This window comes from Acinetobacter sp. Colony158, from assembly GCF_019264745.1.
In the GTDB taxonomy this organism is placed as follows: domain Bacteria; phylum Pseudomonadota; class Gammaproteobacteria; order Pseudomonadales; family Moraxellaceae; genus Acinetobacter; species Acinetobacter ursingii.
In genome coordinates this window covers 2,165,567-2,182,679 of the sequence record NZ_CP078523.1, presented here as the reverse complement: position 1 = coordinate 2,182,679, position 17,113 = coordinate 2,165,567, and the positions used below count along the sequence as shown (strand labels likewise).

The window sequence follows — 17,113 nt, the reverse complement described above, 5'->3', positions numbered from 1 at the left end:
GACGGCACAAACTTTATGTCGCCTACGCTGTTTAAAGACATACCGCAAAAACAAGTTCATGAGATTTTAAAGAAATACTATGCCGATCAAGACAAAGGCGTACAAACCTCTGTGAATGCCTTTTTGGTGAATACGGGTAAATCATTGGTTCTGGTCGATAGTGGTGCAGCAAGTTGTTTTGGCGCGCATTTAGGTTCAGTTTTAAGCAACTTAAAAGCTTCTGGATACAAGCCTGAACAAGTCGATAGCATTTTATTGACACATTTACATCCCGATCATGTCTGTGGCATCAGTAAAGATGGAAAAGCGAATTTTCCTAATGCCACAGTGTATGTATCACAAGATGAAGCCAATTATTGGTTAGACCCCAAACAAGCCGAGAAAATTCCACAAGCTAAACGCGCGGGCTATTTAGCTACAGTGGAAAAAATTAAAGCGGCTTTAGCACCTTATCAAGCCAAACAACGCTTTAAAACCTATAAACTGGATGATGAAATTCAGAGATTTAAAGTGATTAACACCGCGGGACATACCCCAGGACATTTTAGTTATGAACTGAAAACTAAAGATGAAGATATAATTTTTATTGGAGATATTGTGCATTCGCATACAGTTCAGTTTGACCGACCTGAAACGGCGATTGAATATGATATTGATCCGAAACAAGCCGTCCAAACCCGCTTAAAACAATTTGCCAATTTTGCCAAAAATGGTCAAACCATTGCAGCACCACATTTACCATTTCCGGGAATTGGTCATATTTATTCGGCAGATGGTAAAAGCTATCAGTGGATTCCTGTGCATTTTAAAGATTGACCCGCTCCTCTAAATTAAAATCAATCTTTTCTATTATTTCATAAGAGGAAAATCACTTTGCCCAATTGATTTTCCTCAATGAGATTTAATATCACACCGATACTTTTTCATCAAATAATTGATTCAGCTTTTCAACTAGTAATTGAGGTTGAATCGCTTGAGGTACATGCCCTGTTTGCATGCTAATGACTTTTAAATGATCAGGTTGTAACTGTTGCATCAAACGCTGCATATTGATTGATAATGACTGATCATAAAGTGCTTCTACATAAATTCGCGGCACACGACCAAAACGTTCAGGCGTTAATACTGGCTTTAAATCCCGCCCTGTTTCTGGTTGCGGTCGTAATTTTGCAATTAATTTTTCTGCAAGTTCTGCATCACAATCTTGCAAAAAGATTTTCTTCGCACCTTCAGGACTCACAATACTATAACCCTCTTGAGTAAAACTCAGATAAGGGGAAATTCCAGCAAAATCCTCATCTGGAAAATGCTGCTCGCACAATATTTTAAAATCCAGAAATGACATGTTTGAGGGCAGCATCATGCCAACTAAATAAATGAGATTTGAAATTAAATCTGGAATTTGTTCTGCCACTGCTGAAATGGTTAAGCCCCCGCCACTATGTCCGAGCAATACGACAGGTTCACCAATTTTTTGAATCGTCTGCACAACAAAATCACAGTAATTGTCCTGATTGGCAGAAAGTTGAGTGTCACTATTCCAACCATTACCAGGCAAGTCAACTGCATGTACTTGCCAGCCCGTTTGCTCCAATAATGGCTTGATCAAGTCAAATGACCAGCCTCCCTGCCAAGCACCATGCACCAATACAATATGCTTAGCCATAGGTTCTCCGATACATTTCAATATGATGCTTTTCGACTGTTGTCGGTGCAAATAAAGCAGGTTCGTTTTCAGTTTTACAGTTAGGCAGACATTGCACTTGATAATCTGGATTTCCACCAAAGAAAAAAGGAACCGAATAACGCTGTTTGCCTGATTTATTAATCACCCGATGCAAAGTCGATTTAAAACGATTATTGGTCCAACGTGCAATTAAATCTCCGAGATTAATCACATACGTTCCTTCGATCGGTGGCGCATCCATCCAGCTTTCACTGTTTTGATCCCAAACTTGCAAACCACCTTGCTGGTCTTGAAGCAATAAGGTTAATGCACCAAAATCGGTATGCGCCCCACAGCCTTTTTCATTTGGCTCGGGATTTGCAGGTTGTGGTGGATAATGCAATAAGCGTAAAGTCACCAATGAATCATGACAGAAATCATCAAAGTAATTTTCTGACAATGATAATGACAAGGCTAAACCACGCATCAGGTATTTTGCCAATACTTCGAGTTCAGCCTGATAGCGCTGCATGGTAGATTCAAATTCTGGAAACTGTGTAGGCCATTGGTTGGGCCCATGATTAAAACGTTGTGCTAACACTTCTTTACTTTCTAGCGCATATTCCCGCCCCGAATAAAAACCTTCTTTTAAATCAGCGGGCGTTCCTGCTTCTAGCGTTTGGTTTTTTAAAGGCTCATAACCCCGGTTGGCAATTGAGTTTTTCTTATGTACTTTTTCTTTTTCGTTCATGGGCAAATCAAAGAATTGTTTGCTTTGTTTAAAAACTGCCTGTTGTAATTCAGTGGCAATTCCATGATTTGAAATATAAAAAAAGCCTTTATCTTCACATGCTTGTTTCATCTGTTGCGCAACCATCTGACGCTCTTTCACATCAGAACTAAATAGACCTGATATATCAATCACAGGAATTGAAACACTCATACCTTACTCCATTGCCTAGACTTATATAAGACTTGTACCTTTTCTAGATTGAGCAATTGCTGTGCCACCGATAGTGTTCGTCACTGTTATATGTTTTTTCATATTTTAAAATTCATGTTTATTTAAATAATTAGAAGATGGCATGCATGTTGCAAATTTTACTCTTGTCATACACACAAAGTTGAAAGGGTTTGATATGAACGATGAAACTAAAACCGCATCTCCAGAACATGAACATCTTGGAATGGGTAAAAACTTAACTTATGGTTTTCAGCATGTCTTGACCATGTACGGTGGTCTAATTGCAGCACCACTGGTTGTAGGTCTTGGTATTGGGCTATCTCAGGCAGATATTGGCTTGCTCATTACTGCTTCTATTTTAGTGGCAGGACTGGCAACCTTACTGCAAACGCTGGGTTTCAAATGGTTCGGTTCTAAACTTCCCATTGTACAAGGCACTTCTTTTGCAGCCGTTGCCAGTATGATCGCGATTGGTTCAAATGGGGGCAGTTTTCAGGCCATTCTTGGTGCAATTATGGTGAGTTCGGTTTTCGGGATCATTATTGCACCATTTTTTTCCAAAATTGTACGATTCTTTCCGCCAATCGTCACAGGTTCCATTATTGCCATTATCGGAATTTCACTTTTACCAGTGGCGATTCGCTGGATGATGGGTGGCAATCCTAAAGCTGCGAACTGGGGTTCAATGGAAAATATAGGTTTGGCAGCTTTTACCTTATTTGTTTTATTGCTGCTCACCAAATTTGGTTCTCCTGCCATCAAACGTTTAGCCGTTCTACTTTCCATCTTTTGTGGTGCAATTGCTGCGTTTGCATTAGGTTTGGCTGATTTTTCTAAAGTCAGTGATGGTGCATGGGTCGCATTGCCTAATATTTTAGGCTTTGGTATGCCAGTGTTTGAATGGCCCGCGATTTTAACCATGAGTATTGTTACGATTGTGATTTTGACTGAAACTACAGCTAGTTTGCTCGCAATTGGTGAAATTGTAGATACCCAAGTTGACAATAAACGTATCGCTGATGGCTTACGTGCAGACATGCTTTCATCCGCACTTGCCCCTCTTTTTGGTGCCTTCATGCAATGTGCATTTGTACAAAATGTGGGTTTGGTTGCCATTACAGGAGTCAAAAGTCGCTTTGTAGTTGCCACTGCGGGTGGAATTTTAGTGGTACTGGGTTTACTTCCTGTGTTTGGTCGTCTCGTTGCTTCTATTCCAATGCCTGTACTGGGTGGCGCTGGTTTGGTGTTATTTGGTAGTGTTGCAGTCAGTGGTATTCGTACCTTGTCTAAAGTCGATTATCAAGTTCAATCCAATCTAATTATCGTCGCCGTTTCACTTGCAGCAGGTCTCATTCCACTGATTAGCCCTGATTTCTTCCATGCAATGCCAGATGCGGTACAAACCCTATTTCATTCTGGTATCAGTATTACCTGTATCATGGCTGTTCTGCTTAATTTGTTCTTTAATCACTTACATGTAGGAAAAAAGCCACAAGTGAGTAATTTACCTGAAGTCGCTGCAACTGCTGAAAATCACTCCTGATATTATTCGCTTCAAACCCGTACTTTGTGGAATGCCAGTCAAGTTAAAACGACTGGCATTTTTTTCGATGAGAATAGCGCCCCATAGTCATATATCCCACTATATCTATTGATATATATCAATTATCTAGCATGGTGTAAAAACCAAATCTTGGTACACGCATTGCTTTTCAAATATAAAAATATTTGAGCGAAATCTGCTATGTCACGTCTCTGGATCAAACATCCACTTGCTATTTTTACCGCCAATCAGCAGGATGCAACGAATGGCGTTGTGATTGAAAATGGTCAAATTATTGAACTGGTTGCACAAGGCCAAGCCCCTACTCAACCTGTCGATCAAACATTTGATGCCCAAGACTGTGTCGTTATTCCAGGGTTGATCAATTCCCACCATCATTTTTATCAAACATTAACTCGTGCATGGGCACCTGTGGTGAATACACCATTATTTCCATGGTTAAAAAATTTATATCCTGTCTGGGCAAAATTAACGCCTGAACAATTACATCTTGCTACCCAAGTGGCTTTAGCAGAATTGGTCATGTCTGGATGTACTTTCGCGGCCGATCATCATTATTTATTTCCACAGCAGTTAACCGATGCCATTGATATCCAAGTTCAAGCAGCACAAGAGTTAGGTATTCGTGTCATGCTGACGCGCGGTTCCATGAGCTTGGGTGAAGAATCAGGCGGTTTACCTCCACAGCAGACAGTGCAGCAGATGGATCAAATTTTGCTGGATTCAGAACGTCTTGTTGCGAAATACCATCAACGTGGTACAGGTGCCATGGTCAATATTGCGCTTGCACCATGTTCTCCTTTTTCAGTCACACCAGAGATTATGCGAGAAAGTGCAGCAATGGCGCAGCGTCTGGATGTGCGTTTGCATACTCATCTGGCAGAAACGCTAGATGAAGAAGCCTTTTGTCTACAAATGTTTGGTATGCGAACGGTAGATTATCTGGAAAGCGTTGGTTGGTTAAGTGACCGAACATGGCTGGCGCATGGCATTCATTTTAATACCGAAGAAATTCAGCGTTTAGGTCAGGCAGGTGTCAGTATTTGTCACTGTCCGCATTCTAATATGCGTCTCGCCTCTGGGATTTGCCCAACTCTTGATTTAATGCAGGCAGGTGCAACGATTGGTTTAGGAGTAGATGGTTCTGCCTCTGGAGATGCTTCAAATCTGATTTTGGAAACTCGTCAAGCCATGTATTTGCAACGTCTTAAATATGGTGCAGAACGAATTACGCCAGAATTAGCATTTGGCTGGGCGACTCAAGGTTCGGCAAAATTATTAGGCCGTGAACATGATTTGGGGGAAATCGCAGTTGGTCATCAGGCAGACTTTGCTTTATATAAACTGGATGAACTAAAATTTTCAGGAAGTCATGACCCAATTGCAGCATTGCTGCTGTGCGGGGCAGATCAAGCTGAACATGTCATGGTCGGCGGCAAGTGGATTGTTAAAGAACGTCAATTAGTCACTATCGATATTGAGAAGCTACAAGCTGAACATCGTTTAGCTGCCAAGAAATTATTAGCGGCTTAAATTTTTTTAAAGAGACGTTAAAACGTCTCTTTTGCTTTTTAAATTTGATTATTGATTTTGTTTAAGGTGAGTATCGTTTGCCAATAATGGTGCTAATTTAAAATCTTTGTCATAGACAGGCATTCCCGCGATACTCATACTTCGCGCGGATGTAGAAGATTGAATACTTTCGCTCTGAACCTTTGCCCTCATATCGCATCCCATCACAATAACACTGGAACTCACAACCAAGACATATAGAAATATCCTTTTCATACGACCACCTGATTATTTTCATTATTTTTGTCATCAGATTATCACAACCTGTTTAAATTATGAGCAAAAAAACATTTCAAATTATATCATTCAAATGTAGATATATACGTTCTGAAACGGACAGCAATGTTTTTTCATTTTATGATGATTTTATTTAGACCTATATATTGAGTTTTTATGAAGCTTGCAGAAGCATTATTGCTCAGAAGTGATTTACAGAAAAAACTCCTTTCCTTGCAGCAACGTATTCATAAAAATGTACTCGTGCAAGATGGAGATACACCCAGTGAAGATCCAGAACAACTTATAGATGAAGCTATTCTGGTGAATAAACAATTATTTCAGCTTATACAAAAAATCCATCAAACCAATGCGCAAGCACAAGCCAATAATGGAAAAGCTTTACTCGATATCCTCAATCAGCGCGATCAACTTACTGCTGAACATCGAATCATTCAGCAAGCAATAGACAATACGCAAAAAGATACGGATCGTTATAGTGTTCGTGAAATTAAATGGATTAAAGCTGTTTCTGTTTCTAAGCTACAAAAACAAGCAGATGAAATCAGTCAAAGTTTACGTTTAATCAATCTTGAAATTCAGGCATCCAACTGGCAGATAGATTTAAAGGAATAAACTGAGTATGATCAATCTGGGCATATTGGGCGAGTACACGACCTTTTTATACGGTTTGTAAGGTCTAAAATTCACAAACCGTCTGATAGAGGTAGTGCGCCTGCTTCGCCAAATCTTTACATTTTAGGCGCAGCACATTGCATATATGATCTATGACACATGACGAATGACCACCACGTACTGACAATATGCCCACCATATTATATTTTAGCTTAACGACTTGAGAAAATGAGTTTTAGACCTAATACCGTCACAATCCCACCTGTTACTCGATCAATCAAAGTTTTGGCTTTGATATAAACACGGCGCGGTTTTTCAGCGGATAAAAGTAAGGCGACAAGTGAATACCAACCTGCATCAATTACAAAACAAATCACGGGTAATGCCACATAATAATAATTTGGAATTTCTTTAGGTAATAAGGCGGTAAATACACTGGCCAAGACCACCGCAATTTTTGGATTACTCAGTTGTGTAATCAAACCATAACGATAGGCACTTTGATAAGTCATAGTTTGTTGCTGTTGGGCATCCATCTCAATCGGTGATTTAGCATGTTTTACAATCTTATAAGCCAGCCAAAGTAAATATAGCCCACCACCAATTTTTAGCATGAGATAGGCCGATGGCACAGCCAATAAGATCGCTTGTAAACCCATCACTGCCAGTAAACCAAAAAATGCCGCGCCTGTGCCAGTCCCCAAAGCGGTAAATAAACCATGCTTACGTGATTTAGCAATCGAGTTTTGCGCCACATAGATAAAGCTTGGGCCAGGACTCATTGCACCTAACATCAGCGCCATCGCAATAGAAAATAAAGGCAACAAACTTTCCACGTGGGTATCCATAGCGTCAGTGATCATAGACATGAATTTTAACGCATTACTCAGGCTTTGTAAGAACCAAATACATGACTTCGCTTTGAAATGAACCATCTGGCTGTATTTGATAATAATTTTTTACCACATCCGATGCTTTTTGCTGTAAATAACGTAATGTTGCCACAGCTTCTGCTGGGGTTTGCATTCGCTCGGCCCAACTTGCAAAATTTAACTGCAAACTTTGTTTTTGCATTTGCTCAATTTTAAAACCGGCACGCTCAGCAAATGTCATCCATTCAGCTAAAGAATAATCGCGAACATGACTTGGGTCACGAATGATCTCAATACTCTGTAAAAAGGTATCTAGTACAGGTTGTTGATTCCCTAAGATATCAACAAATATCACTTTTCCACGAGGTTTAAGCACACGATAAATTTCACTCATTGCTTGTGAAACATTCTGCCAATGATGTGCAGAATAACGACTCACAACCGCACATATACTCTGATCTGCAAAATCAAGTAGTTCTGCTGCACCTTGCTGTCCCGTGACATTATTTAACCCGCGCGCCTTCGCCTGTTCAACCACCAACTGCACCATCTCAGCAGTTAAATCATAAGCAATCAACTGCTCCACATCTGGTGCAATCTGATACGTAACATGCCCGGCACCGCAGCCTAAATCTAAAACACGTTGAAAAGCTTGTTGCTGTAAAACTTCACGTATTTGGTCAAATTCTGCTCCTTGTGCATGGACTGAGCTATTTAGATAAGCCTTTGCTTTGTCTTGATATTGTTGCTGATTCACTTCATGTTGAGTGGTCATTTTGATCTTCTCATTAGTAGTGATGTTGAGCTTAATCTGAAGAATATAAAAAATAAAATAATGAATTTTTTAATTATTAATAACTTTTAGTTATGTTTTACAATTTGATAATAATTTCTCTGGGAGATCGGACAAAAACGTCCGTAAAATATATCGATCAAATTCAGCATCTCTCCTCTATGAGTAAACATATCAAACGTGCGGCCAAAAATCGGGAAGATTTACTCGAAGCTGCGGTTGAGATGTTTAAAATTCATGGAATGAGTGTTCCGTTACAAATCATTATCGACCATGCTGGTGTGGGGCGTGCAACTTTTTATCGAAACTTTACTGATCGAAAGGCTTTAGTCTATGCCTTACTTGAGCAAGCCGTTTCTCATCTGGAACTTCGTGCGGAACAATATCGTATGTACGATGATGGTTTAATTCGATTAATTAAAAGTCATGTCCATAATTTAAATAATCTTTCGGCTCTGATGGAGTATTGGCGAGTGCTGGACCAACACGATGAAGTGCTGATTTCACTGATACAGCATCATCAACAGATTGTGCAGCCGCTCATTGATCGGGCGATTGAAAAACGAATTTGTCGTCCTGACTTTAATTTTGAAGATTACCGTAGCATTGTTTCCATGTTGTCGTCATCTTTTCGCGGGCACGATGAAACACAAAGAATTCGATTTGCCAGCCGTGCAGTCGAGTTATTACTCAATGGCATTTGTTTGAATAACGGGGTGTATCATGGCTGAGAGTCCGCGTTATCTGGAAACACCACCAGACTGGACAGATGATGAACGTCCCGTATTACCGGGTTCGCCGCCTTCAATTGAACATCCCTCTCATAAAAGATATCTATATTTTATTATCGGAACTTTTATTGCCCTCACCGCAGGGCTAAGTAATGGTTTTATTACCGCTAATTTACCTCAGTTACAGGGTGAATATGGACTAACGCCTGTTGAGAGTGCGTGGCTTCCTGCGGCTTATGTCATGGCGAATGTCAGTTCTAACCTGATTTTGTTTAAAGCCAGACAACAATATGGTTTACGCCTCTTTACTGAAATTGGTCTGCTTGCGTTTATCGCAGTGATGATCCTGCATATTTTCGTACAAAATTATCATATGGCTATTTTTGTACGTTTTATCAGTGGGATGGTTGCAGCACCACTTAGCTCTCTGGGCATGTATTACATCATGCAGGGCTTTACCAAAGAACACCGTTTAAGAGGTCTGTATATTGGCTTCGGCTTCGGTCAACTCGGTGTACCACTGGCATGGATCATTTCGCCTGCATTGGTTACGGTCAACGACTGGACGGTCTTATATACTTTTGAGTTAGGTTTGGCAGTGTGTTGCTATGCCATGGTGGTTTCCCTCAAGTTACCCCGTAGTTTACGTATTGCTGTTTTTGAACGACAAGATATTGTTACCTTTTTATTGCTGGCACCGGGTTTCGCCTGCATCTGCGCGGTTTTGACACAAGGGCCTTTGCTGTGGTGGTTTGATTCGCCTTGGCTGGCTTATGTGTTAATGACGGGTTTTGTATTACTGGTGTTTGGCTTTATTTATGAACATCATCGTAGTAACCCCCTGATTATGACCCGCTGGTTAGGTACGTTAGCTGTACTACGCTTTGTATTTGGAGCGTTGTGTCTGCGCTTTTTATTGTCAGAACAAAGTTATGCCGCGGTGAATTTTCTAAAAACCATGGGCATGGGGCCAGATCAGTTTGTTGGGCTATATAGCGTGATCTTTTTTGGGATGTTGGCAGGCGTTTTATTTAGTGCGGTCACATTTTCTCGAGAACGAACATTATTACATCTGGTTTTAGCCTCCTTTTTGATTTTGATCGCCAGTAAACTGGATGCACATTTGACCAGTGATATTCGTCCACAAAATTTCTATCACAGTCAATTTCTGATTGCCTTTGCCAATGGATTATTTATTGGCCCCCTACTTTTGGTGGGATTTGGACGCGCTTTGAAAGAAAGCCCTGCACATGTGGTGACGTTTATCGTGTTATTTTCTGCCACACAAAACTTTGGTGGCTTGATTGGTTCATCGTTTTATAATACTTATCAAAAACGTCAAACCCAAGTGTATCAAATGGACATCAGTCGTAATTTGGAACGAACTGATCCAACCATTGATCAACGTTTAAAACAATATCAGGCAAAATTTAGCCCCAACATTGCCGATCCTGTTCAGGATCAATTACAGGCAACCAAAACCTTATCGCAAACTGCAAATCGTGAGGCTCAAGTCCGAGCTTATAACGATGTGATTAATTTTAATAGTATCGTGGCGATTGTGTTATTCCTTTGGGGATTGTGCAATATTATCTGGGCGAAGTATCTTACTTATCGTGAGAAACTGACTGCCTCATCGACATCATCCTAAGTGGCGTGTTTGAGTATAATTTATGAGTGACGAGCAAAAAACCAATCCACAGAATGAACCTGATTCGAATCAAACAAATCAGTCTCAATCTGGAACGACATCTTCTGCCACGCCACAACCTGCCCCGCTCAAACCTGTTCAGCGCGTCGGGAAGTTGATTCCAACCAAAAAATCGACATTGGCAATCATGTTTATCGTGCTGTTGGTAGGCTTAGGACTCATTATGTGGGCATGGCGTATTGGGCCATTTCATACTGCCATTGAGCAAACTGACAATAGCTATGTCAAAGGTAAAACCACTGTCCTTTCGTCACAGATTAATGGTTATATCAAAGATGTACTGGTCAAAGATTTTGACTACGTCAAAAAAGGTCAAGCTTTGATGCATATTGATGCCACGACTTATGACCAAAAAGTGACGCAAGCACAGTCTGCGGTTGAACAAGCAAAAAATAGTCTGGCCAATCAAACTCAGACGATTGCTCAGCGGCAAGCCGATATTGCTGCGGCTCAAGCTAAAGTTGACCAAGCTCAGGCGCAATATGATTTATCGATGACACAATTACAGCGCTACCAACAACTCGGGGATAGCGGCGCAGCCTCTAAATCAGAACGTGATAAAGCCGCAGCAGATGTAAAAAATAATTTGGCGTTACTCAAACAAGCTCAGGCCAATGTAAATGTTGCACAGGAAGCCCTAAAAACCGCGCAAGTCGCACAAACAGGTTTAGAAGCGCAAGTCACCAATGCACAGGCACAACTGGATCAGGCAACGACCACCAAAGATTATAGTGTGATTACTGCGCCAATGGATGGACAATTGGGTGAAGTCAATCCACGTGTCGGGCAATATGTCGCAGCAGGTTCACAGTTATTGTATTTGATTCCTCAACAAACTTGGGTGATTGCCAATTTTAAAGAAACCCAGATCGCCAATATGAAAATTGGGCAAAAAATCACTTTCACCGTCGATGCCTTAGATCATCAGAAATTTACAGGTCATGTTGAGCAAATCTCCCCTGCTGCGGGTTCAGAGTTTAGTGTACTCAAAGCAGATAATGCGACAGGTAACTTTACCAAAGTGGTACAGCGAATTTCTGTACGGATTGCGATTGATCCGAATCAAAAAGGCTTAGAACGCTTACGTCCCGGTATGTCGGTGATCACTTCGGTAGATACATCATCCAAAGCTATGGACTAGCTATTTTTCTTATTGATATGACGTTTTAATTCAGGCTGTCTTCTATGTTCAACGCTATTGCACAAGCTGTGGGATATCAAACTCTCATGGATCAGCCTGACATACATCTTGATTTAAAACGTCTGGATCTCATTCATCCACATATTTCAGGCAATAAATTTTATAAACTCAAATATAACTTACAACATGCCAAACAACTGGGGCTGGATACCCTGATTACTTTTGGTGGCGCATTTTCCAATCATATTGCGGCAACAGCCTATGCCGCCCATTATTTTGGTTTTCGCAGTATTGGCATCATTCGTGGTGAAGAACTGGCTGATCAACGCTTAAATCACACTTTGGCCACTGCCTCGCAGTTTGGCATGCAACTCGAATTCATCAATCGACAGGATTATCGCAATAAAGAGCAACCTGATTTTTTGGCAGAATTACAATCTCGATTTCCAAACGCCTATATTATTCCAGAAGGTGGAACAAACTCTCTTGCCATTCAAGGTTGCAAAGAAATTTTAAGCGAACAAGATCGACAAAATTACGATGTGATTTGCTGTGCGGTGGGAACTGGCGGCACGATCACAGGATTGATTGAATCAAGTCACTTTAATCAAAATATTTTGGGTTTCTCTGCATTAAAAGGCGATTTTTTAACGCATGACGTTACCCACCTTACCGCAAAGAAAAACTGGAAGATTATAGATGAGTATTGTTGTGGCGGTTATGCCAAGACTTCCGCGCAGTTAATCGAGTTTATTCAGTTTTTCGAAAAACAATATCAAATTCCACTTGAGCCCATTTATACAGGAAAAATGCTATTTGGCATTTTTGATCTCATCGAAAAAGCATATTTTCCACCTCATACCCGAATTTTAGCGATTCATAGTGGTGGATTACAGGGCAGACAAAATCTTTTATAATGTCGCGCTTTTATAACGCTGAGTACGTTTATGTCCATGCATTACGATGTCATTGTTCTGGGTGCAGGTGCGTCTGGACTAATGCTGGCGGCTCAGGCTGCACGGCGTGGACGCAAGGTTTTAGTGGTGGAAAAAGCCAATAAAGTCGGAAAAAAAATCCTGATGTCTGGCGGAGGTAAATGTAACTTTACTAACCTCTATGTCGAGCCTGAAAATTTTATTTCACATAATCCACATTTTGTGATTTCGGCCTTATCACGTTATAGCAATTGGGATTTTATCGGCTTGGTCTGTGACTATGGCATCGCCTATGAAGAACGTAAGCATGGACAGCTTTTTACCTTAAATGGTTCAAAAGATATTTTGAATATGCTTTTAGCTGAATGCGATAAAACGAAACTGGTCAACATAAAAACGGACTGTGAAGTAAAAACAGTTAAGCAATTAGACCATCAACTTTTTGAAGTTCAAAGTACACACGCAACCTTTACTTGTGAATCTCTGGTGATTGCATCTGGTGGCCTTTCAATTCCAACACTAGGTGGTTCAGGAATTGGCTATGAGCTAGCTAAACAATTTGGTCATCAAGTTTTTTCGACTCGCGCAGGATTAGTTCCCTTTACTTTTTCCGATCAATTTAAAGAAGTAACCACACGTTTGAGTGGTAATGCACTGGATGTCACACTTTCCAATGATAAAAACAGTTTTACCGAGGCACTACTCTTTACTCATCGCGGTTTAAGTGGTCCAAGTTCACTGCAACTTTCGAATTATTGGCAAGCAGGTGAATCTTTTCAGATCAACTTTTTTCCTATGCAAGATTTAGCCGATTATTTGAAACAAAAAAAACAGCAACAACCCAAAGTCTTGTTACGCACGTTATTATCCGAACTGACCGCAAAAAGCATTGTGCTTGAGTTACAACAACTGATTTGGCCTAACTATGCAGAAACAGCCATTGGTCAACTGAGTGATACAGTCTTGGAGCAGATTGCAGCACAGCTTCATGGTTTTGTAGTAAAACCCTCCGGGACTGAAGGCTATCGTACCGCCGAAGTGACTTTGGGTGGAGTAGACACCGCTGAAATTTCATCCAAAACCATGCAAAGCCAGAAAGTTAAGGGGCTCTATTTTATTGGTGAAGTTTTAGATGTGACTGGACATTTAGGCGGTTATAACTTTCAGTGGGCATGGTCATCGGCCTATGCCGCGGCACAATATGTATAAAATACGTCAAAATTATGGTGCAGCATCGATCTGATTGGCTTCGATTGAAGGAGTTTCATCTACACCTGTTTTTTCTGTTTGTGCCACTTTATTTTGGGCAAATACAAACTTATAAGCACTGACCAAAAATCCGACAGTAATACCCGCAATCACAATCGGGGCGATAAAACGATTCGGCTGCTTTTGCATCTTTCACTCCTCTATTATTTTTATGACTCATGGATTAGATTTCTTTCATACGTCCTTTTTATTTCTTCTTTAGAGAGAAAATAAAGAAGGCGAAACAGTGATGAAAAATCTATTTTAACGATCTAAAAAAGCGACCACTCTGGATAGAGTGGCCGATTCTGGTGCAAAAATCAAAACTTATTTCGGTTGATCATCGGGTTTTGATGTTGGATCATCCTCACCTTCGCCTTTAGAACCATAAGGGTTATTTAAAGGTTTATGCGCTGGGTCTACATCAAACGTGGTTGGAACATTATGATCCGTTGCCGCCTCTGAGGGTGCAACAGGCGATGATGCTACAGGTGTTTCAACCACAACCGCTGATTGAGTTTTCGCGATTGGATTGGGTTTATTTCCCTCAGCTTTGGCTTTATCAATAAGATCGGTCAAAACACGTTCTGCAGGTTGACGACCACCCAGACCAAAAGCGAGAGCAAATGCGACTGCCACCGAACCGAGTGTGAGTCCAAAAGCCAGATTGACGATTGAATCGGCAATACCCATTGCGCGTAGACCCATCGCTAGAACCAAGCCCATAATCAAGATACGAACCAAATTACCTAACCAACGCGAGCTATTATATTCACCGCGCTGAACGACATTTGCCACGATATTGGCTAACCAGAAACCCACGACCAGAATTAAAGCACCAAGTAAAATGTTGGCACCGAAGGCAATGAAGATCGCGACCAGATGACTAATCTGATCAAAACCAAGACGATTCGCTGCTTCTGCAACCGCAAACAACATGGTAAAGAATACGATTAAGACACCAACCACATGCGAGATTTTAGTCGATCCCAAGAAACGCTGTAGGTCAAACTTTGCAGGAACATCATCGACACCTGTACCTGCCAAAATATCTTCAACCAGTTTTGCGACAAAACGGGAGACGACATAGGCAATAATCAAAATCAGACCAGCAGCAATAATATTTGGTATCGCAAACATGATCTCATTGAGCATGGCTGTTGCTGGCTGAGAAATAGACTCAATTCCAAGCGCTTCAAATGCAATAATCAATGCAGTAATAAAGATCAGCGCAAAAACCAGAGAACCTAGTACATTGGCGATATTGCTGTTTTTAAACAGTCCTATTTTCTCAGCTTGAGCTTGTAAACCCACACTATTGACCAAGCCTTCTGTAATCCCACGTACAATTTTTGCCAAAATGTAGCCAACAAAAACGATCACGCCTGCAATAAAGATGTTTGGAAGATATCCAACAACTTCAGCCACCATTGCCTGAACAGGGAGTAAAAGACCTGAGAGTCCTAAAATCGAAAGGACAATAGGTAAAAATAAAAGCAGAATTAACCAATAGATAATATCTGCAATATTTTCACTGAGTGGTCGAACACCGACTTCATTGCTCAGTTTCTCATCAAGTTGAGTCTTAGACAAAGCTTTGGATAGTCCTGCTCGCACCAAACGCGCCAAGATCCAACCCACAAAAGCCACGACAGCCGCTGCAATAAGATTCGGCACAAAAACCAATACTTGGGTGATCATGGCACTAAATGGCCCGCTGACACTATAAATATTCAGTACGTTTAAAGAAGCAATCAGCGCAATAATCAACACAAACCAAAATATAAATTTTGAAATAATTGACTCAAAGTCTGGTGCTTTACCCGTTGCGGTCGATAAATGACGATTGGTTCCAATTAGATTGAGTAATTTTTTGACACCCGCAGCGATAATCAGTGCCAAAATCCAACCAATAATAAAAACTGCAATTGCCGCGATAATGGGCTGAAACATATCCCAATAGTACATAAATCCATAATGGGCTTGCGCAGCCTCATTGTTAAAATAATCGTTCATATAGGTCATGCCCTCTTTGTTATATTAATCACGGCTTAGTCTTGATGAAGTTAAGCTGTAAAACGGTTTTAAGAATGGATATTATTTGTGATCTATCTCAATATATTTTGCGCTTATATTTTATTCAAGATGCAATATAAGAACTACTACAAAAATGAAGTAAAAGATTGCAAAAAAGCCATCTAATCACATTAGATGGCTTGTTAAAAATTAGAATTGATAACAATTTATGACTGTTGGCTATTGGTAGTTGAATTATTTGGCGTAGCAGGTTGTGCATTTGGATTTGGATGATCTGGTGGTGCATCACTTGCATCTGGTTTATGATCAGCCACCATATACACAATCAATGCCACTAAAAAAATTCCCACAATTGCCAGAATATAAACCGGCAAACGACGTTTCTTTTCGGTCTCTTCTGGTGACGAAGTATGTGGTGTTGGTTTATTAAAATCATGTGTCATCGCAATCCCCTCTTTTATTTTCCATTGTTCTTTATCATAACAAGCACTTATGTAGCATTGTGTGAAAAAGCATAGCGCTATCGTGTTCTTTGTTTCTGCGTTGTATATAAAAATAGGCTATAATAGCCCACCCATTTTTTTGCTCAGGTCTTTATGTCGTATCGTCAGCAAAGCGTCACTCTGGATTTAGACACTGACGTCACACATGAATGCTCATTACACGTCACACGTGATGAACATCTGATCGGAATTATTAGCTTTAATAAAGCTAGTTACAGTTTGAAATGGGGTGATCTGGAATATTTTAGACGTCGCACTGAAGAATTTTCAGTCATGCCTTTTCCAGATTGTATCAATGCGATGATCATTGATATTCGAAACGTGAATTCATTTCTGGACAATGAAGTTCCCATCCTACCGTGGCGTCTACTTGAAGAAGAATGTCCAATTCGTCTGGTGGTTCCACAAGAGCGTTTAGAACATTATGCGGGATTCTTTGAGCCAACGTGGTTGAGCACAGATCTGGATTCAGCCATTCAGGAATTACGTGAATTTATGGACATGTTTGTACACTAAAACCCATA

The 17,113-nt window shown here is 40.5% G+C and carries 18 protein-coding genes; 10 read left to right on the top strand and 8 right to left on the bottom strand.

Going from position 1 to position 17,113, the window contains the following annotated elements; translation table 11 throughout:
• The coding region (locus JR005_RS08960; RefSeq protein ID WP_218664920.1) for an MBL fold metallo-hydrolase at window positions 1-816 on the top strand (816 nt) is incomplete at its 5' end.
• A 91-nt stretch (window positions 817-907) separates the two neighbouring features.
• Here the strand turns inward: JR005_RS08960 and JR005_RS08955 are convergent.
• Window positions 908-1,666: an alpha/beta hydrolase gene (locus JR005_RS08955; protein WP_004998997.1), complete on the bottom strand. Its 759-nt coding sequence runs from the start codon at window positions 1,664-1,666 to the stop codon at window positions 908-910.
• A complete protein-coding gene (locus JR005_RS08950) occupies window positions 1,659-2,609 on the bottom strand; it encodes an isopenicillin N synthase family dioxygenase (protein WP_004998998.1) in 951 nt (316 codons plus the stop codon). The genes JR005_RS08955 and JR005_RS08950 overlap by 8 nt, the downstream gene beginning before the upstream one ends.
• Before the next feature lie 196 nt (window positions 2,610-2,805).
• Here JR005_RS08950 and JR005_RS08945 point away from each other — a divergent pair, with 196 nt between their 5' ends.
• Window positions 2,806-4,173 (top strand): nucleobase:cation symporter-2 family protein, encoded by a 1,368-nt coding sequence (locus JR005_RS08945; RefSeq protein ID WP_004999000.1) that lies wholly within the window; start codon window positions 2,806-2,808, stop codon window positions 4,171-4,173.
• Between the two features lie 201 nt (window positions 4,174-4,374).
• Window positions 4,375-5,727, top strand: a complete 1,353-nt coding sequence (locus tag JR005_RS08940; RefSeq protein WP_034700195.1) for an 8-oxoguanine deaminase — start codon at window positions 4,375-4,377, stop codon at window positions 5,725-5,727.
• 48 nt (window positions 5,728-5,775) lie between these two features.
• On the opposite strand, the gene JR005_RS08935 is transcribed toward JR005_RS08940, so the two are convergent.
• Window positions 5,776-5,982, bottom strand: a complete 207-nt coding sequence (locus JR005_RS08935; RefSeq protein WP_034700196.1) for an NF038215 family lipoprotein — start codon at window positions 5,980-5,982, stop codon at window positions 5,776-5,778.
• Window positions 5,983-6,159: 177 nt separating this feature from the next.
• Between JR005_RS08935 and JR005_RS08930 the strand changes: the two genes are divergently transcribed.
• A complete protein-coding gene (locus JR005_RS08930; RefSeq protein ID WP_218664919.1) occupies window positions 6,160-6,618 on the top strand; it encodes a DIP1984 family protein in 459 nt (152 codons plus the stop codon).
• Between the two features lie 212 nt (window positions 6,619-6,830).
• Here the strand turns inward: JR005_RS08930 and JR005_RS08925 are convergent, their stop codons facing one another.
• A complete protein-coding gene (locus tag JR005_RS08925; protein WP_218665817.1) occupies window positions 6,831-7,466 on the bottom strand; it encodes a LysE family translocator in 636 nt (211 codons plus the stop codon).
• A gap of 34 nt (window positions 7,467-7,500) precedes the next feature.
• The gene (locus JR005_RS08920; RefSeq protein ID WP_004987337.1) at window positions 7,501-8,265 is read right to left on the bottom strand and encodes a class I SAM-dependent methyltransferase; all 765 of its coding nucleotides are present in this window, start codon (window positions 8,263-8,265) and stop codon (window positions 7,501-7,503) included.
• A 179-nt stretch (window positions 8,266-8,444) separates the two neighbouring features.
• On the opposite strand from JR005_RS08920, the gene JR005_RS08915 reads away from it, so the two are divergent.
• The 5 genes from JR005_RS08915 to JR005_RS08895 are packed head-to-tail and all read left to right on the top strand — an operon-like array spanning window position 8,445 to window position 14,010.
• The gene (locus tag JR005_RS08915; protein WP_010588963.1) at window positions 8,445-9,014 is read left to right on the top strand and encodes a TetR/AcrR family transcriptional regulator; all 570 of its coding nucleotides are present in this window, start codon (window positions 8,445-8,447) and stop codon (window positions 9,012-9,014) included.
• Window positions 9,007-10,665 carry an MFS transporter gene (locus JR005_RS08910; protein WP_218664918.1) on the top strand — a complete coding sequence of 553 codons (1,659 nt, stop codon included), beginning with the start codon at window positions 9,007-9,009 and terminating at the stop codon, window positions 10,663-10,665. The genes JR005_RS08915 and JR005_RS08910 overlap by 8 nt, the downstream gene beginning before the upstream one ends.
• A 22-nt stretch (window positions 10,666-10,687) precedes the next feature.
• Window positions 10,688-11,866: an HlyD family secretion protein gene (locus tag JR005_RS08905; protein ID WP_218664917.1), complete on the top strand. Its 1,179-nt coding sequence runs from the start codon at window positions 10,688-10,690 to the stop codon at window positions 11,864-11,866.
• Between the two features lie 44 nt (window positions 11,867-11,910).
• Window positions 11,911-12,783 carry a 1-aminocyclopropane-1-carboxylate deaminase/D-cysteine desulfhydrase gene (locus tag JR005_RS08900; RefSeq protein WP_218664916.1) on the top strand — a complete coding sequence of 291 codons (873 nt, stop codon included), beginning with the start codon at window positions 11,911-11,913 and terminating at the stop codon, window positions 12,781-12,783.
• 30 nt (window positions 12,784-12,813) lie between these two features.
• Complete coding sequence (locus JR005_RS08895; protein ID WP_218664915.1) at window positions 12,814-14,010, top strand: NAD(P)/FAD-dependent oxidoreductase; 1,197 nt, start codon at window positions 12,814-12,816, stop codon at window positions 14,008-14,010.
• 12 nt (window positions 14,011-14,022) lie between these two features.
• Here the strand turns inward: JR005_RS08895 and JR005_RS08890 are convergent, their stop codons facing one another.
• The 3 genes from JR005_RS08890 to JR005_RS08880 form a co-directional block, all read right to left on the bottom strand.
• Window positions 14,023-14,199 carry a hypothetical protein gene (locus JR005_RS08890; protein ID WP_171496023.1) on the bottom strand — a complete coding sequence of 59 codons (177 nt, stop codon included), beginning with the start codon at window positions 14,197-14,199 and terminating at the stop codon, window positions 14,023-14,025.
• A 177-nt stretch (window positions 14,200-14,376) separates the two neighbouring features.
• Window positions 14,377-16,065, bottom strand: a complete 1,689-nt coding sequence (locus JR005_RS08885) for a mechanosensitive ion channel (protein ID WP_005005215.1) — start codon at window positions 16,063-16,065, stop codon at window positions 14,377-14,379.
• Window positions 16,066-16,292: 227 nt separating this feature from the next.
• The gene (locus JR005_RS08880) at window positions 16,293-16,529 is read right to left on the bottom strand and encodes a hypothetical protein (RefSeq protein WP_004987355.1); all 237 of its coding nucleotides are present in this window, start codon (window positions 16,527-16,529) and stop codon (window positions 16,293-16,295) included.
• Window positions 16,530-16,682: 153 nt separating this feature from the next.
• On the opposite strand from JR005_RS08880, the gene JR005_RS08875 reads away from it, so the two are divergent.
• Window positions 16,683-17,105, top strand: a complete 423-nt coding sequence (locus JR005_RS08875; protein ID WP_004987358.1) for a hypothetical protein — start codon at window positions 16,683-16,685, stop codon at window positions 17,103-17,105.
• Window positions 17,106-17,113: the final 8 nt, after the last annotated feature.

What these genes read in the sequence shown, in the direction of transcription:
- JR005_RS08955 (WP_004998997.1), bottom strand. Translation starts at nt 1,666, where the DNA reads ATGGCTAAGCATATTGTATTGGTGCATGGTGCTTGGCAGGGAGGCTGG.
- JR005_RS08950 (WP_004998998.1), bottom strand. Translation starts at nt 2,609, where the DNA reads ATGAGTGTTTCAATTCCTGTGATTGATATATCAGGTCTATTTAGTTCT.
- JR005_RS08945 (WP_004999000.1), top strand. Translation starts at nt 2,806, where the DNA reads ATGAACGATGAAACTAAAACCGCATCTCCAGAACATGAACATCTTGGA.
- JR005_RS08940 (WP_034700195.1), top strand. Translation starts at nt 4,375, where the DNA reads ATGTCACGTCTCTGGATCAAACATCCACTTGCTATTTTTACCGCCAAT.
- JR005_RS08935 (WP_034700196.1), bottom strand. Translation starts at nt 5,982, where the DNA reads ATGAAAAGGATATTTCTATATGTCTTGGTTGTGAGTTCCAGTGTTATT.
- JR005_RS08930 (WP_218664919.1), top strand. Translation starts at nt 6,160, where the DNA reads ATGAAGCTTGCAGAAGCATTATTGCTCAGAAGTGATTTACAGAAAAAA.
- JR005_RS08925 (WP_218665817.1), bottom strand. Translation starts at nt 7,466, where the DNA reads ATGGATACCCACGTGGAAAGTTTGTTGCCTTTATTTTCTATTGCGATG.
- JR005_RS08920 (WP_004987337.1), bottom strand. Translation starts at nt 8,265, where the DNA reads ATGACCACTCAACATGAAGTGAATCAGCAACAATATCAAGACAAAGCA.
- JR005_RS08915 (WP_010588963.1), top strand. Translation starts at nt 8,445, where the DNA reads ATGAGTAAACATATCAAACGTGCGGCCAAAAATCGGGAAGATTTACTC.
- JR005_RS08910 (WP_218664918.1), top strand. Translation starts at nt 9,007, where the DNA reads ATGGCTGAGAGTCCGCGTTATCTGGAAACACCACCAGACTGGACAGAT.
- JR005_RS08905 (WP_218664917.1), top strand. Translation starts at nt 10,688, where the DNA reads ATGAGTGACGAGCAAAAAACCAATCCACAGAATGAACCTGATTCGAAT.
- JR005_RS08900 (WP_218664916.1), top strand. Translation starts at nt 11,911, where the DNA reads ATGTTCAACGCTATTGCACAAGCTGTGGGATATCAAACTCTCATGGAT.
- JR005_RS08895 (WP_218664915.1), top strand. Translation starts at nt 12,814, where the DNA reads ATGTCCATGCATTACGATGTCATTGTTCTGGGTGCAGGTGCGTCTGGA.
- JR005_RS08890 (WP_171496023.1), bottom strand. Translation starts at nt 14,199, where the DNA reads ATGCAAAAGCAGCCGAATCGTTTTATCGCCCCGATTGTGATTGCGGGT.
- JR005_RS08885 (WP_005005215.1), bottom strand. Translation starts at nt 16,065, where the DNA reads ATGAACGATTATTTTAACAATGAGGCTGCGCAAGCCCATTATGGATTT.
- JR005_RS08880 (WP_004987355.1), bottom strand. Translation starts at nt 16,529, where the DNA reads ATGACACATGATTTTAATAAACCAACACCACATACTTCGTCACCAGAA.
- JR005_RS08875 (WP_004987358.1), top strand. Translation starts at nt 16,683, where the DNA reads ATGTCGTATCGTCAGCAAAGCGTCACTCTGGATTTAGACACTGACGTC.